12 protein-coding genes are annotated in these 14,101 nt (G+C 36.2%); 1 reads left to right on the forward strand and 11 read right to left on the reverse strand.

Annotated features, from left to right (window positions below; genetic code table 11):
• Positions 1–2: 2 nt before the first annotated feature.
• The 3 genes from QSJ81_RS24475 to QSJ81_RS24485 all read right to left on the reverse strand — a co-directional run bounded on the left by QSJ81_RS24475 (position 3) and on the right by QSJ81_RS24485 (position 4,881).
• On the reverse strand, positions 3–2,969 hold the full coding sequence (locus QSJ81_RS24475) for a site-specific integrase (protein ID WP_285719940.1): 2,967 nt from the start codon (positions 2,967–2,969) through the stop codon (positions 3–5).
• 4 nt (positions 2,970–2,973) lie between these two features.
• A complete protein-coding gene (locus QSJ81_RS24480) occupies positions 2,974–4,332 on the reverse strand; it encodes a tyrosine-type recombinase/integrase (protein WP_285719941.1) in 1,359 nt (452 codons plus the stop codon).
• 345 nt (positions 4,333–4,677) lie between these two features.
• The gene (locus tag QSJ81_RS24485) at positions 4,678–4,881 is read right to left on the reverse strand and encodes a hypothetical protein (RefSeq protein ID WP_285719942.1); all 204 of its coding nucleotides are present in this window, start codon (positions 4,879–4,881) and stop codon (positions 4,678–4,680) included.
• A gap of 175 nt (positions 4,882–5,056) precedes the next feature.
• Here QSJ81_RS24485 and QSJ81_RS24490 point away from each other — a divergent pair, with 175 nt between their 5' ends.
• On the forward strand, positions 5,057–5,374 hold the full coding sequence (locus QSJ81_RS24490; RefSeq protein WP_285719943.1) for a hypothetical protein: 318 nt from the start codon (positions 5,057–5,059) through the stop codon (positions 5,372–5,374).
• A 121-nt stretch (positions 5,375–5,495) separates the two neighbouring features.
• On the opposite strand, the gene aspS is transcribed toward QSJ81_RS24490, so the two are convergent.
• The 8 genes from aspS to QSJ81_RS24530 form a co-directional block, all read right to left on the reverse strand.
• A complete protein-coding gene (aspS, locus tag QSJ81_RS24495; RefSeq protein ID WP_285719944.1) occupies positions 5,496–7,289 on the reverse strand; it encodes an aspartate--tRNA ligase in 1,794 nt (597 codons plus the stop codon).
• Between the two features lies 1 nt (position 7,290).
• Complete coding sequence (gene hisS / locus QSJ81_RS24500) at positions 7,291–8,556, reverse strand: histidine--tRNA ligase (protein WP_285719945.1); 1,266 nt, start codon at positions 8,554–8,556, stop codon at positions 7,291–7,293.
• 175 nt (positions 8,557–8,731) lie between these two features.
• Positions 8,732–9,181, reverse strand: a complete 450-nt coding sequence (locus QSJ81_RS24505; protein WP_285719946.1) for a Fur family transcriptional regulator — start codon at positions 9,179–9,181, stop codon at positions 8,732–8,734.
• A gap of 9 nt (positions 9,182–9,190) precedes the next feature.
• Complete coding sequence (locus QSJ81_RS24510) at positions 9,191–10,234, reverse strand: AI-2E family transporter (RefSeq protein ID WP_285719947.1); 1,044 nt, start codon at positions 10,232–10,234, stop codon at positions 9,191–9,193.
• Between the two features lie 24 nt (positions 10,235–10,258).
• The gene (locus QSJ81_RS24515) at positions 10,259–10,879 is read right to left on the reverse strand and encodes an MBL fold metallo-hydrolase (RefSeq protein ID WP_285719948.1); all 621 of its coding nucleotides are present in this window, start codon (positions 10,877–10,879) and stop codon (positions 10,259–10,261) included.
• Between the two features lie 12 nt (positions 10,880–10,891).
• Positions 10,892–11,341 carry a D-aminoacyl-tRNA deacylase gene (gene dtd / locus QSJ81_RS24520; RefSeq protein WP_285719949.1) on the reverse strand — a complete coding sequence of 150 codons (450 nt, stop codon included), beginning with the start codon at positions 11,339–11,341 and terminating at the stop codon, positions 10,892–10,894.
• Entirely contained in the window at positions 11,338–13,545 is a 2,208-nt protein-coding gene (locus tag QSJ81_RS24525) for a RelA/SpoT family protein (protein ID WP_285719950.1), read from the reverse strand. Before QSJ81_RS24525 ends, dtd begins: the two co-directional genes overlap by 4 nt.
• A 28-nt stretch (positions 13,546–13,573) precedes the next feature.
• A complete protein-coding gene (locus QSJ81_RS24530; RefSeq protein ID WP_285719951.1) occupies positions 13,574–14,086 on the reverse strand; it encodes an adenine phosphoribosyltransferase in 513 nt (170 codons plus the stop codon).
• Positions 14,087–14,101: the final 15 nt, after the last annotated feature.

Below are 14,101 nucleotides of genomic sequence, written 5' to 3' on the forward strand. Positions count from 1 at the left end.
CATTATTCTCCTCTGCCAAGTAATTTATTTATCTCTTTCCGATACACACCTAGTTCTTCAAGTTGTTTAGCCAGAATATTTATATGTGCGAAAGTTCTACGTGTCTTTGTATTTTCCATTGCTTTATTGATATCACCATCATTATTTACGTGAATAGCATACGATAGTTCCTGAAAATGCTCTACCAGCAATTCTTTTAAATAAGGAATATGATCCTCTTCTGCAAGGAAATTTTGACAAACGAAACATTTATTAAAGTAAACACACGGATTAATACACCAACCGTAACCTAGGTTCCTGGCTTGTCCTATTTTGATCAGTTCACCAAGCGTACCAGCGCCATCCATTGCTCTTTGCCAAGCCAAATATGCTGGAATGGTAAGATTTTGTTCTAAAAGCCATAATAGAGTCTCCTTTGCTCTACCAGTGAGCTTACGCTGTATGATTTCATCCCTTAAACTAGCATTTCTCCGTGCCTTATCTTCTGTAACATAATGCTCACTCATCGAAATTCTGATATGCCCTAATAAATGTTGAACAACCTTTAAGTCGCCTTTGGCAATCTCAAATACCCTTCTGCCGAATCGATGGCGAAAGGCATGTGTACCTCCTTTTACTGGATTTCCATCCTCCGTTACTAACCCGCACTCTATCTTGCAATCATTTAGAAAATTTTCCATGTTAAACGCAGTGCAGACAAGCCTGCCTCTATACTCAAAGAGATGAACGTATGATTCTTTAATCCGCTGATCATATCTAGGAGCCAAATTTCCCAACTCTCTTCGAATAATTTCAATCTCCCGAATAGCTTCTTTACCTTCTTCTGTAATGAGAATTGGTCTAAAACGGTAATTCATCTTATCAATTGTAACAAGAATAAGTTTATATACTTTATCTTCTTCATCAAATCGCCAAGAATCTATAGGTAACCTTTCTACTTCGCCTGCTCTCGCTCCAGAAGTAGCTTGAATAATAGCAGCCGCTCTTTTCATTTTCCCTACTATAGTATCCGGTTTAAGGTTAATGATATAGCGTATTAATACATCACCATGTCGAGAATCATCAAAAGCTTTATTACCTTTAGTCTTGTGGCTTCTGGATATGACTTGGTAATCACCGGATGAAATTTCAAACGGTTTTGGCATGTCTTCCGGACAATCTGTCCATCCCCACTCAAAAAAAGTGGGAATAGCACTTAACCAATGTGCTTGTGTTTTAGGCGACGCATCTTTTTTAAAAACTGTTATATACTCAATATAATCTAGCCAATTTCTACGACTAATTGACTGCAAGGTAGTATTGTCTGAATGAAGTCTCACCCACCAATTCAAGAAAGTTCCTAAGTGTAATGTTTTTTCTCGTCTGGTTTCGGGATTAAATCTTCGTCTAGACATCGCTTGAATAAAATTATTACCTATATCGCGGTAAAGTAGCGGTATTGGAGAGTCTTTCTTACGTTTCTTTTCAGCATGATGTAATGTGATTGGAGGGATATTTGTTATCTGAAGTAAATATAGTGCTAGACGTATCAAGTAATATCCAGTTGTTGTACACCCAATATCTTCACTTTCAGCTCGATTAACATCTTCTGGAGTTAAATCATTCACAAATCGTTTCCCACTTAATAATAAATGACGTAGTAAAGTTGGGTAAAAAATATTAGATTTACAACCTTCTGCGAATAGTTTTTTTTCAGTTTCATCGAAATTCTGAAATATACCTAATACTTTGAGATAACGCCTTATATTTTGAGTTCTCAACTGTCTCAGAAACTGAACTTCCAATGGTTTCCGCTTGCTCAAACTCCAAACTACCCAGTATACATCAGTACAAAATATCTCATTATAATACTTTGTACGCTCCTTTGAATTAAACCAATCTTCCACAGTAGGCCAAGTTGAAATGATAAAATTGTATAGACCTTTAGTATCATAATAGCGAGTACTCATTCTTTTTATTTCAGAACAAACACAACCCATGAACTCGTTACAACTTAGGTGTCCTCCCTCTGTAACAGCAAATTCTTTATTCTTTTTGAGTGCTATCATTTCCACAATAACTCGGTCTCTGTCGTCTTTGGGAAGGGCAAAAATCCTAGAACTAATTTCACTCCAAATAGTCTCAGGTATATCTGTACCTATTATCTTTAAATCATAAAGATAATTATAGAACTTATAAATGTTGTGCTTTGATATTATCCCTTGATCACGTGCCATATCAATATCTTCGATCGTAAAGTCTTCTACATGATGTTTACCAGTCATCAACATTATTCTTAGTAAATTTCCACAAATGTTTTTTACATGTTTTCTATTATTATATTTCTTTTCCATTGAATGGATATCCACACCAACATAATTAAGAAATTTTATTGCTTCCTGTACCTCAAAAAACTTAAGAAAGTCCAAAGGTAATGGATTTCCAGTAAAGATACTCCAGGCAACCCAGTATTGATCGCTAAACCTAGCATAATGCAACCATTGGATTGATTTTTCTTTAGATCTATGCCAATCCTCTACTGTCGGCCATTTCTCTGTAATCTTAGTATAGTACATGTTAAATTTTCTTGCTGTTTTTACGTTTAACTCCTTACTTACTATACGCATATAATTAGCAAGGCTCAAATGCCCTGAACTGATATTAATATCTCCATCACTAACAATACTCTTAACTTCTTCTGCTAGCTCCGTCAAATTATATTCACTTAACAACATTTCTTTTGCTTTTGCTAGATTAACGCAATTTGTTGTTAAATTACGCATTTTGGATATTGCCATAAAGTTAGCAACTACTTTAAAATTATATCTTTTAGTTCGGCTTTCATCATCAGTAGGATAAAGGAATTCGGGCAAGTTTCTCATCCAATATCTTAATACTGAATCATTAGTTCCTGTAATTTCCACTATTTTTTTCAGAGTGCAACTATCTTCAAACTTCTTGATTCCTTCTTCTTTATTTATTTTATTCAATATGTCAAGACTCCTCACTACTATCATCTAAATAATTATATACCCCATCAATAAGTGTAACTCTAGCTTTCGGGTCATAATGGCGATAAACTTTCTCAGCAACTTCTACTGAATGCCCTGTATCCTGTACAGTTATTGCAATCGGGATACCTAATACATTAGTATCATAAGTTACTTTATAATGACGAAAGCTATGCAACGATAATTTATGGCGATGATTAAGTCCTGCACGTACTTTAATCCGGCGAAATTGTTGTCTAATTGCCTCATAGGTCAAACGTTCACCGTTATTACGAGTAACAAATACCCATCCGTTGTCTTCTTTTTTTATTTGTTTGCTTCGCCAAAGTAAATATCTATCAAGTAGCCTTTCAAACTCTTGGGTCTCGTACTTCGGTAGAAAGACCCAGTAAGATTTATTTTTTTTTCGTTGGTTAATCCAAATACTCCAATACTCATCTTTTAAAATTATATCACCTTTAATCTCTTCGAAATTCCAACGCTTCGTCCCTCTACATCGTTTAGGGAGAATTGTCCATCTTAAAGACAATGCCTCACTAATTCTCATACCCACTTTTTTCATGATAAAGAAAAGAAGCTTTTCTCTAATATTTGTTGTATTGTCTTCTAGTTGTCCTAGTTCGTCCTGAGAAAATACTCTATCTCGATCTATTGGTTGAATTTCTCTACCAGGCATTACTATGCCCTTTGCCTTTAGATAGCCACTCCACTTTTCAGATATGTATTGATGTTGCGTCTCTACTCTTTTACTGTAAGTTTGATTTGAACTTTCCAGTGAATCTAAATCTATGAAGTTAAATCTAGCCCGATAAGGAGATCTAAATTTTAACCAAGCTAAGTAGAGTAATGCTCTTCTTGTTATTCTCACTATCGATGGTGGTTTTAACCCTATACCATCACGTAACGCTATAATTACATTCTTTTGGGATGTCGTTTTTTTATATGCAGTAAGTATTGGCACCTGTTTAAATAAACTCTTTCCTATTGCATCATTTGGCCTTTTTTTCTCATCAGGGTCAATCGTCAGAAGATAATCTATAAATTTTGCAAAGTCATTATTATTTAAATGCTCCATTTTAAACTTTGTTACAATTAAGTAATCATAAAAATGGCATAGATCATAGCAAATTCGACTTAAAGTACTATATCTATTTGTTTGCCTACTCCGGATTTCCTCAAGGTAATCCCATACCTCTATTACTGGTTTACCAGATGGATCAAACAACATCCTCGTTACGGGATTACCTTCCCCATCATCTACATTCCAAGCAAAATGTAGCCCTTTTATTGGCTTATTGACTACTTCAATTATTTCTTTGTTGATTATACTCTTAGATTCCATCTCTTCCTCCTGCGTAGCTACTCATTAGAATAAAATAATCGAAGACCCAAACATACTGCACCACTTACAGATTAAACAATATTTTTAATACTGCGTACATAATATACTGATTTTATAATGTATATCTTTCAATATAATGCAAATTATTCCTTTATTATAAGATTACCTGAATTAATAAAAGGCTTATGAGTAGTTATCTCAAAAAGCCTTAGTAATTTCCATTTTAATTTTAGTATCTATAAACTTACTTGCGTAGTTAAAAATGAGTATCCCTATACGCACAACTAAAACCTTTTAAGCCCTTCTTTAGCAGCTTTTATTCCAACTTTGAATAAATAAACTCTATTAGTACTGATAACCTGTACCAGGTGGGCCAAATAAAATAATCGATGGAAGATTGTCACCATCAATCATCTTTCTCAGAAATTTATCTTTACCAATAACCTCATTTTGCCCAATAAATTCGTCTAAATTCCTAGGGCGCATCCGTACTGCTAAAGGAGCTGTTTGATTATTTTCTTCTTGGTTGGAATATGCAAATAAGTCCATGTTATCACCTTCTCTTTAAATATCCATTAATTACCTTTTTCCATCAAAATACGCCATTAAATATTTCCCTTTGACTTTATATCTACCTTTTATTATACTTTATATAAGAACTTGTGATATCCTGTATTTTAAAAAATTATTATGGACTTATTGTTAAAGGTAGGGTAAATAAACGATGAATGAATTCCTTCAGCAACTTCTCGCAGGACAAAAACAAATTACTGATCGTTTTGACAGAATCGATCGACAACTCAGCACTTTAGCTGAAGGACAAGCATCAATTCATGATAGAATCGAGAACTTACAAGATGATCTTCTTAGTTTAAGTAGTGATGTTTCCAATCTTAAAGGTGATGTGCTAGCGATTCGTAAAGATACCACCACCTTAAAGAAAGACACTAGTGCTATAAAAAAAGACTTGCGTTATGCTTGGGAAGATATTCAAAAATTGGACAAGCGTGTACATATAAATGAAAGTCTAATCGCAAAATAAAACCACCTACTGAGGTGGTTTTATTTTTTCTCCATAATATAAAAGAAATACTCACTTTGAGTGATTTTTTACTAGTAGGAGAGTACCTGCCAAAGACGGGTACTCTCCTACTTATTTCACATTATACCTTTACCTTTGCCACAACAGTTGTTTTTATAGATAACTCTCGTAGCTGCTTCGCATCCACCTCAGATGGAGCTTGCGTCATAACGTCTGTAGCGCTTTGGTTTTTTGGAAAAGCAATTACATCACGGATAGAAGATCGTTTGGCCATTAACATAATAAGTCGATCTAATCCAAAGGCGATTCCACCGTGCGGTGGCGTACCAAATTCAAATGCCTCTAACATATAACCGAATTTAGCCACTGCTTCTTCTTGGGATAGACCAATCGCTGTAAAAACTCGCTCTTGTAATTCGCGATTATAGATTCTCATACTACCGCCGCCAATTTCAGTACCATTGAGTACCATATCATAGGCTTTCGCCTTAATACGACCAGGATCGCTCTCTAAATATTGTATATCTTCTTCTCTTGGTGAAGTAAAAGGATGATGCATTGCAACCCAACGATTTTCTTCTTCATCGTGCTCAAACATTGGAAAGTCAACAACCCATAAAAAGGATAGTTTATCCTCATCAATTAAATTAAGACGACGAGCCATTTCTAATCTCAATTGTCCTAATGCATTAGCAACTATAGATGGCTTATCTGCAACGATAAGCAATAGATCACCTGTTTCTATTTCGGCAGTTTTAGCTATTTTTTCCATAATATCATCGGATAAAAATTTAGTAATGGCAGACTTAATACCATCAGCAGTATAACTAATCCAAGCCAACCCTTTAGCACCATAAATAGAAACATACTCAATTAGACCATCAAGTTCACGTCTTGGAGCATGAGCATAACCTTTTACATTTATGGCTTTTACCTGACCGCCATTTGCTAATACGGTTTCAAAAACTTTAAAATTTGATCCTTGGACAGCATCTGAAAGATCAACAAGTTCCATGGCAAAGCGCACATCAGGCTTGTCAGAACCAAAACGATTCATTGCATCATCATAACTCAAGCGTAAAAAAGGTGTCTGTAGTTCAGCGCCAATTGCCTCTTTAAATAATTGAGCCGTCATCTCTTCCATCATCGGTAAAAGTTCTTCACGATCAACAAAAGACATTTCAATATCAAGTTGTGTAAATTCAGGTTGACGATCGGCTCTTAAGTCTTCATCGCGGAAGCAGCGTGCAATCTGGAAATAACGTTCCATACCCGCAACCATTAGCATCTGTTTAAAAATCTGGGGAGATTGAGGCAACGCATAAAATTTGCCGGAATTTACACGACTGGGAACTAAATAATCTCTAGCCCCTTCTGGCGAACTTTTCATAAGAACAGGTGTTTCAATTTCCATGAATCCATTATTATCAAAAAAGTCTCGCATGCTTTTTGTTACACGGTGCCTAAGCATCAAATTCCGTTGCATTTCTGGACGACGTAAGTCCAAATAACGATATTTTAGCCGTAACGTCTCATCAACATCAATATTATCTTGTATATAAAAAGGCGGAGTTTTAGCAGCATTCAAGATTCTAAGTTCCGACGCATAAACTTCAATTTCCCCTGTTGCCATATTGGGATTAACCGTAGAATCATCCCGCAATTTAACGATACCCTTTACAGCCAATACAAATTCTGAACGAACCGTTTCGGCCTTTTTGAAAGAGTCTATATCCACATCTTGAGAAAAGACAACTTGTACAAAACCAGAGCGATCACGTAAATCAATAAAAATAAGTCCGCCGTGATCACGACGTCGTGCCACCCAGCCACACAGTGTTACTTCCTGGCCTACATTTTGTTTATTTAAGCACTCACACGAATGTGTTCTTTTTAAACCTACCATTGTTTCCATCTTAATCCTCCATATCTAATTGTATCTTTTGTTGTATTTCATTCACATCCACAAGTTCCTGCACACCCGTTTGCATATTTTTCAACATGACCTTTCCTTGTGCCGCTTCATCTTCCCCGATAATCGCGACAAAACGAGCTGGGTATTTATTCGCTTGTTTCATTTGCCACTTTATACCTTTTTCCATAAAATCCATCTCAGCAGTTATACTATTTTCTCGTAAATTACACAATAAGGCAAATGCCATACCTTGCATAGCAGTCCCCATAGGAGCAATAAATACGTCAATCGCATTAGCTGCCTCGGGCAACAAATTTTGTTTTTCTAAAGCCAGTAGGATTCTTTCTATACCAACTGCAAAACCAATCCCTGGTGTAGAAGGTCCCCCACATTCTGCCACTAAACCATCATACCGACCACCACCACATACAGCACTTTGTGCCCCGAGCGGTGCGTATTGAATTTCAAAAGCAGTTTTAGTGTAATAATCCAAGCCACGAACCAAACGTGGATTTAGTGTAAATTCAACCCCAGCAAGTGTTAGTAATTCTTTTAATTGACTGAAATGCTCACTACACTCATCACATAAACAATCAACGATTTGGGGAGCTCCCTGAGACTGTTCAGCGCATTTTTCTTTTTTGCAGTCAAGAATACGCATAGGGTTGCGATCAAAGCGAGATTGACAGTCTGTACACAAATTGGATGTTTTTTCCTGTAAATAGCTTTGCAATTTTTCACGATATACAGGACGACACTCAGGACAACCTACAGAATTCAAATATAAGTGTAAGTCATCAAGTCCTAATTTTTTCAATAGCTGTACCGCTAACATAATAACTTCAGCATCAATAGCAGGTCCTTTTGAACCTAAAGCTTCAATACCAAATTGATGAAATTGCCGATATCTACCGGCTTGGGGGCGGTCGTAGCGAAACATAGGACCTATGTAAAATAGCTTATTAAGCAACGTTTCCGCATAGAGTTTATTCTCTAAAAAAGAACGTACTACTGCTGCTGTATTTTCAGGCCTTAATGTAAGACTACGTTCTCCTCTATCTGTAAAAGTATACATTTCTTTTTCTACAATGTCAGTTGTCTCCCCAATACCACGCAGAAATAATTCCGTATGTTCAAAAACTGGAGTACGAATTTCTTTATATAGGTATAGGCGGCAAATGTCACGCACTGTTTTTTCAATATATTGCCAATTACTACTAGCTGCAGGCAATATATCTTTAGTCCCCCGTGGACCTGTTACCAACATAATTTTCCCCCTTATGAATCAGCAAATTATCTTCCCTTAAGTTTCTTAAACCTTACTAAGACATATTGCCAAATTGTTCATTATAGTATTAATAATATGTATAGTTGTAAACATATTACCATAATACTGTATAATTTTAAATATGTTTTAACTTTTTCTCCATATATTAGCCTAATTAGCCTTCATTTTTTTTCTGACACTCTTGACAGTATCCATAAAATTTTACCTGATGATCAACAATTAAAAAATTACTTTTGCGAGAAATCACAGTTTCCAATGTCTCCAATAAATCATCTTCAAATTCTTTTACCTTATTGCAAGTCAAACATATTAAGTGATGATGATGATGCGGTGTGGTTTTCTCATTGATTTCATAACGACTACGTCCATCGCCAAAATCCATTTTCTGCAAAACTTCTAATTCACTAAATAGTTCTAATGTACGATATACAGTAGCAAGACCAATCTCCGAAGAATGTTGGCGAACAATGGTATGTACATCTTCTGCACTTAAATGTTCATCTTGATGATCTACGAAAGCCTCTAAAATTATTTTACGCTGTGGTGTTAACTTGTATTGCTTTTCTTGAAATTTCTCCCTAATATCTCCCATATCAATTGCCATTATTTTCACCTATCTTTCATTTGTAATCCATAACTGTCTAATCAATACTCTTAACAGTGCTGCCGCCGGAACAGCTAGCATCATACCAATAATCCCCCACAATTGACCACCAATCAACAGACTAATAATTATAATGACAGGATGTAAATCAATAGTATGTCCCATAATATTAGGTACTACAATTTGGTTTTCAACTTGATGAACAATAATATAAAATATGACGACCTTAAATGCCAACGCTGGTGAAGTTAAATATGCAAGCATAATGGCAGGTACAGATCCGATTATAGGACCAACAATCGGGATTGTTTCTGTGCAGGCAGCGAGAAGTCCTAACACTAGTGGATAATCTACCTCTAGTAGATACATGCCACTAAAAACAAACACTCCAATAACAATGCTAATCAATACTTGTCCCCGAATATAAGCACTAATAACAGTCGCCATTTCTTCAATGATTTTACGTACTTTTCCACGTGATTCTACGGTGAACATGGTTATAATTTTATCTTTCAAGACACTCCAGTCTTTTAAAAAATAGTAGGTTAAGACTGGTACTACCACAAGTTCGACAATACTCGATGCAAAGCCGAAAAAGGCTTGCAAGATACGCCTAGCTAAATCTGCTGAAAATGAAGCGGCACTTGCAATCGTCTGATCGATTAGAGTGTTAATATTAGCAGGCAAATCCAATACACTGGCACGTTGTTGAATTTCTATAATCATTTCTTGGACTTTTAGGATTAATCCAGGTAAATCTACAATAAACTTATCAAACTCATGTATAAATGGTAACAAAACAAAGGTCCCCATGATTAGTAATAAAAATGTTGTTAGGAAAAATGCACATAACACTGCTATACTACGTCCAATATATAGCTTTTTCCCGCCAAGTCCAATACTGGATATGTAACTTACCAATGGATTTAATATAAAAGCCAAAACCATGGCAATAATGATGGGAAAATAAATTGGCGTCACTTTAACAATTACATAAAACCCTAATAATAAGATACTTATTTTAAACCATGTATCATATGATTTAAATGACATTGTATTCCCTCATTTTTTATGAAGTTACTGCAAAAAAGGATTATTTTGACGCTCGTTGATAATCGTTGTTTCGCCCCCATGACCAGGCAAAATCGTAGTCTCGTCTGCAAGCACTAACAATCGCTCTTTTATACTATTCACTAGCTGATTATGTGATCCGCCAGGAAAATCAGATCTACCAATGGATTGTTGAAACAAGGTGTCACCACTAAATACCACATCATTGACCTTAAGACAAATTCCACCAGGTGTGTGACCTGGAGTATGTATAACCTGAAATTCTAGTTCACCCACCATAATTTTTTGGCCATCACTTAGCAAGACATCCGCAGCTTGACATATAAGATTACTACCGATATACATGGACAAATTTCCTTGGGAACTTATTAACATGCCTGCATCTTCTTTATGAATCATAACGGGTGCGCCAGTATGCTCTTTTATTCTATCATTATCTCCAATATGATCAGCATGCCCGTGAGTATTTATGATCGATACTATTTTTATGTTTTCTTGATTAATAACACGAATAATATCTTGCGCATTGCCGCCGGGATCAATCACTGCGCCATTTAAAGTTTTCTCGCAATATACAATATAGCAATTAGCGCCGAGGTTTCCTACTTCTAACTTTATTATTTTCATTTTCTCCACCTCCTAAAAAATACGTTTGCTATCAAGGAGCATTGTTACTGGCCCATGGTTATCCAGTGCTACTAACATTTCGGATTGAAATTTTCCACAAGCAACTTTTATACCTAACTGCTTACATTTTTCAATAAATACTTCATATAACTTTTGAGCGAGCTCAGGAGGGGCTGCACCATCAAAGCTAGGCCTGCGCCCCTTACGACAATCGGCAAATAGGGTAAACTGAGATACTACTAATAGTTCACCATTTATATCCAATAGTGATAAATTCATTTTACCACTAATATCGGAAAAAATTCGTAAATTTATAATTTTTTCTGCCAAATAGTAAGAATCTTGCTCCGTATCTTCATGTCCTACACCTAATAAAACTGTTAAACCTTGCCCGATTGCAGCAATCTTATTATTTTCCACTGTTACATTTGATTGTAGTGTACGTTGAACAACAGCCCTCATCCTACGCCTCCTAAATTTGGCATAGCACGATGCACACTATATACATCTTTTACTCGCCTCATCTTGGTCATAATATGTTCTAATTGATTCAAATTACTAAGATCCAACGTTAGCGTAATAGATCCCATATTATTTTTAATGACTTTAGCATTAACGGAACTAACTTTTATCTTACTCTCAGAAGTAACCATTAAAATATCAGATAACAATTCAGAACGATCGACACCGATAACTTCAACAATTACTTTATATAAATTCCCGACAGTCAAATCCCAGCCAACTTCTATCATACGCTCATATTCTTCTGGCTGAACCAAAATATTAGTACAATCCGCCCGATGTACCGAAACTCCACGTCCTCTAGTAATATAGCCAATAATTGCATCTCCAGGTAAAGGATTACAGCATTTGGCTAATCTTACCATTAGACCCGACTCTCCCTCAACCAAAATACCATGGCCTGATTTACTAGTAGTATTGTGCGGTTTAAGCTTTGCCAATAGCTTTGATACGTCAGGAGACGTAGTGCTGCGTAATTCTTTTTTATAGGCTTCAATTAGCTTCGTCATAATGCCATGGGTTGTCACTCCCCCATAACCCAATGCCGCCATCAAATCCTCTTCCGTCTGTATATTGAATTTTTTCCCTACCTCAGATAATCTTTCACCTTTGGTTATTTCTCGCCAATCATAACCTAGTTTCTTGCTCTCTTTCTCGAGCATCTCTCGGCCCTTAATAATGTTTTCTTCCCGTTTCTCTTTTTTAAACCACTGACGAATTTTATTCTTGGTATCAGAGGATCCAACAATATTTAGCCAATCTCTACTTGGTCCATTACCGGTTTTCGTTGTAATAATTTCAACGATGTCCCCATTTGCCAGTTTAGTTTCTAATGGGACTATTTTACCATTAATTCGAGCACCAATACAGCGATTTCCTACCCCAGTGTGAATCCGATAAGCAAAATCAATTGGAATTGAACCTGCAGGTAAATCAATTACATCCCCTTTGGGTGTAAAAACAAAGACTTCATCAGAGAAAATATCTAACTTTACAGTTTCCATAAACTCATGGGGATCTCGCAAATCTTGCTGCCACTCTGATAATTGCCGCAGCCAGGTTAATTTCTCATCAAAATCTTTATTGGCCCCCTTAGAGCCCTCTTTATATCGCCAATGAGCTGCAATTCCGTATTCAGAGGTACGATGCATATCCATGGTTCTAATTTGAATTTCCAGTGGTTGTCCCTCTGTTCCAATTACAGTTGTATGTAGCGATTGATACATATTACTCTTTGGCATCGCAATATAGTCCTTAAACCTAAGTGGCAAGGGCTTCCATAAGGTATGCACAACACCTAAAGCACCATAACAATCTTTAACGGTATCTACTAAAATACGAACAGCAGACAAGTCATAAATTTCACTAAGATCCTTATTTCCTTTAAGCATTTTTTTATATATGCTATAAAAATGTTTAGGACGGCCTTGAATATCCGCTTTAATATCAACTTCATCTAAGCGTTCTGATAAAATTCTAACAGCTTCATTAATAATTTGCTCTCGCTCACGACGTTTTTGCTTAACCTTTTCTACAAGTTCATAATATTTCTCTGGCTCTAAATAACGAAAAGCCAAGTCCTCTAGCTCCCATTTCACATTGGATATTCCCAGACGATGAGCCAGAGGCGCAAAGATCTCGTGAGTTTCCTGAGAAATTCTACGCTGCTTGTGTTCAGGCATATGTTTTAAGGTTCGCATATTATGCAGACGATCTGCTAATTTTATTAAAACTACACGGATATCCCTTGCCATAGCCAAAAACATTTTACGAAAGTTTTCTAATTGTTGTTCCTCTTTCGACTTATACTCGATGCGACTTAGCTTTGTCACGCCATCCACTAACATAGCGATTTCTTTACCAAATAACTTTTCAATTTCTTCTAAGGAAAAAGCAGTATCTTCTACAACATCATGCAGTAAAGATGCACTAATCGTTAATGCATCAATTTGTAGTTCAGCTAGGATTCTCGCTACTCCCAGTGGATGACAAATGTATTCTTCACCTGAAGCTCGAGTTTGACCTTTATGAGCATCAACAGCAAGTTCATAAGCTTGTATGACAATTTCTATGGGAGCATCAGGCTGATAGGATTGTATTTTTTTTATAATTTCTTCAATAGTGGTCTGCGTTTCAATGCCCATATGCACACCTCAATACACGGTATTCCACCTAATATTTTAACAAAGACATGATATTGTAATTAGCTAAATTTTTACGACCTTCAAGATAAGATAATTCGATAAGGAAAACAAGACCGACAACAACTCCGCCTAACGCTTCAACCATGGCAACTGTTGCTTGCACAGTACCACCAGTAGCTAATAAATCATCAACAATTAATACTCTTTGTCCTGGAGTGATAGCATCTTTATGTATTTCCAAAGAATCCTTACCATATTCCAAGTCATATTCATGTTTCAGAGTTTCAGCGGGCAATTTTCCTGGTTTTCGTACAGGAACAAAACCTGCTTTTAGCGCGTAAGCAACTGGAGCTCCAACTACGAAACCCCGAGCCTCTGGACCTACAACTAATTCTACGCCTTGATCTTTAAAGGGTTCCGCCAAAGCATCAATTGCCTGATGAAACACCTCTCCCTCTTTTAGCAAGGTAGTAATATCTTTAAAACGGATACCTTTCTCAGGAAAATCAAGTACCACTCTAATTTTTTCTTTGAAATTCATAAATAAACCTCCTAA

This window comes from Pelosinus sp. IPA-1, from assembly GCF_030269905.1.
Taxonomy (GTDB): domain Bacteria; phylum Bacillota; class Negativicutes; order DSM-13327; family DSM-13327; genus Pelosinus.

Bases quoted from the DNA above. Each gene is read 5' to 3' on its own strand.
- QSJ81_RS24480 (WP_285719941.1), bottom strand. From the start codon at position 4,332: ATGGAATCTAAGAGTATAATCAACAAAGAAATAATTGAAGTAGTCAAT.
- QSJ81_RS24485 (WP_285719942.1), bottom strand. From the start codon at position 4,881: ATGGACTTATTTGCATATTCCAACCAAGAAGAAAATAATCAAACAGCT.
- QSJ81_RS24490 (WP_285719943.1), top strand. From the start codon at position 5,057: ATGAATGAATTCCTTCAGCAACTTCTCGCAGGACAAAAACAAATTACT.
- aspS (WP_285719944.1), bottom strand. From the start codon at position 7,289: ATGGAAACAATGGTAGGTTTAAAAAGAACACATTCGTGTGAGTGCTTA.
- hisS (WP_285719945.1), bottom strand. From the start codon at position 8,556: ATGTTGGTAACAGGTCCACGGGGGACTAAAGATATATTGCCTGCAGCT.
- QSJ81_RS24505 (WP_285719946.1), bottom strand. From the start codon at position 9,181: ATGGCAATTGATATGGGAGATATTAGGGAGAAATTTCAAGAAAAGCAA.
- QSJ81_RS24510 (WP_285719947.1), bottom strand. From the start codon at position 10,234: ATGTCATTTAAATCATATGATACATGGTTTAAAATAAGTATCTTATTA.
- QSJ81_RS24515 (WP_285719948.1), bottom strand. From the start codon at position 10,879: ATGAAAATAATAAAGTTAGAAGTAGGAAACCTCGGCGCTAATTGCTAT.
- dtd (WP_285719949.1), bottom strand. From the start codon at position 11,341: ATGAGGGCTGTTGTTCAACGTACACTACAATCAAATGTAACAGTGGAA.
- QSJ81_RS24525 (WP_285719950.1), bottom strand. From the start codon at position 13,545: ATGGGCATTGAAACGCAGACCACTATTGAAGAAATTATAAAAAAAATA.
- QSJ81_RS24530 (WP_285719951.1), bottom strand. From the start codon at position 14,086: ATGAATTTCAAAGAAAAAATTAGAGTGGTACTTGATTTTCCTGAGAAA.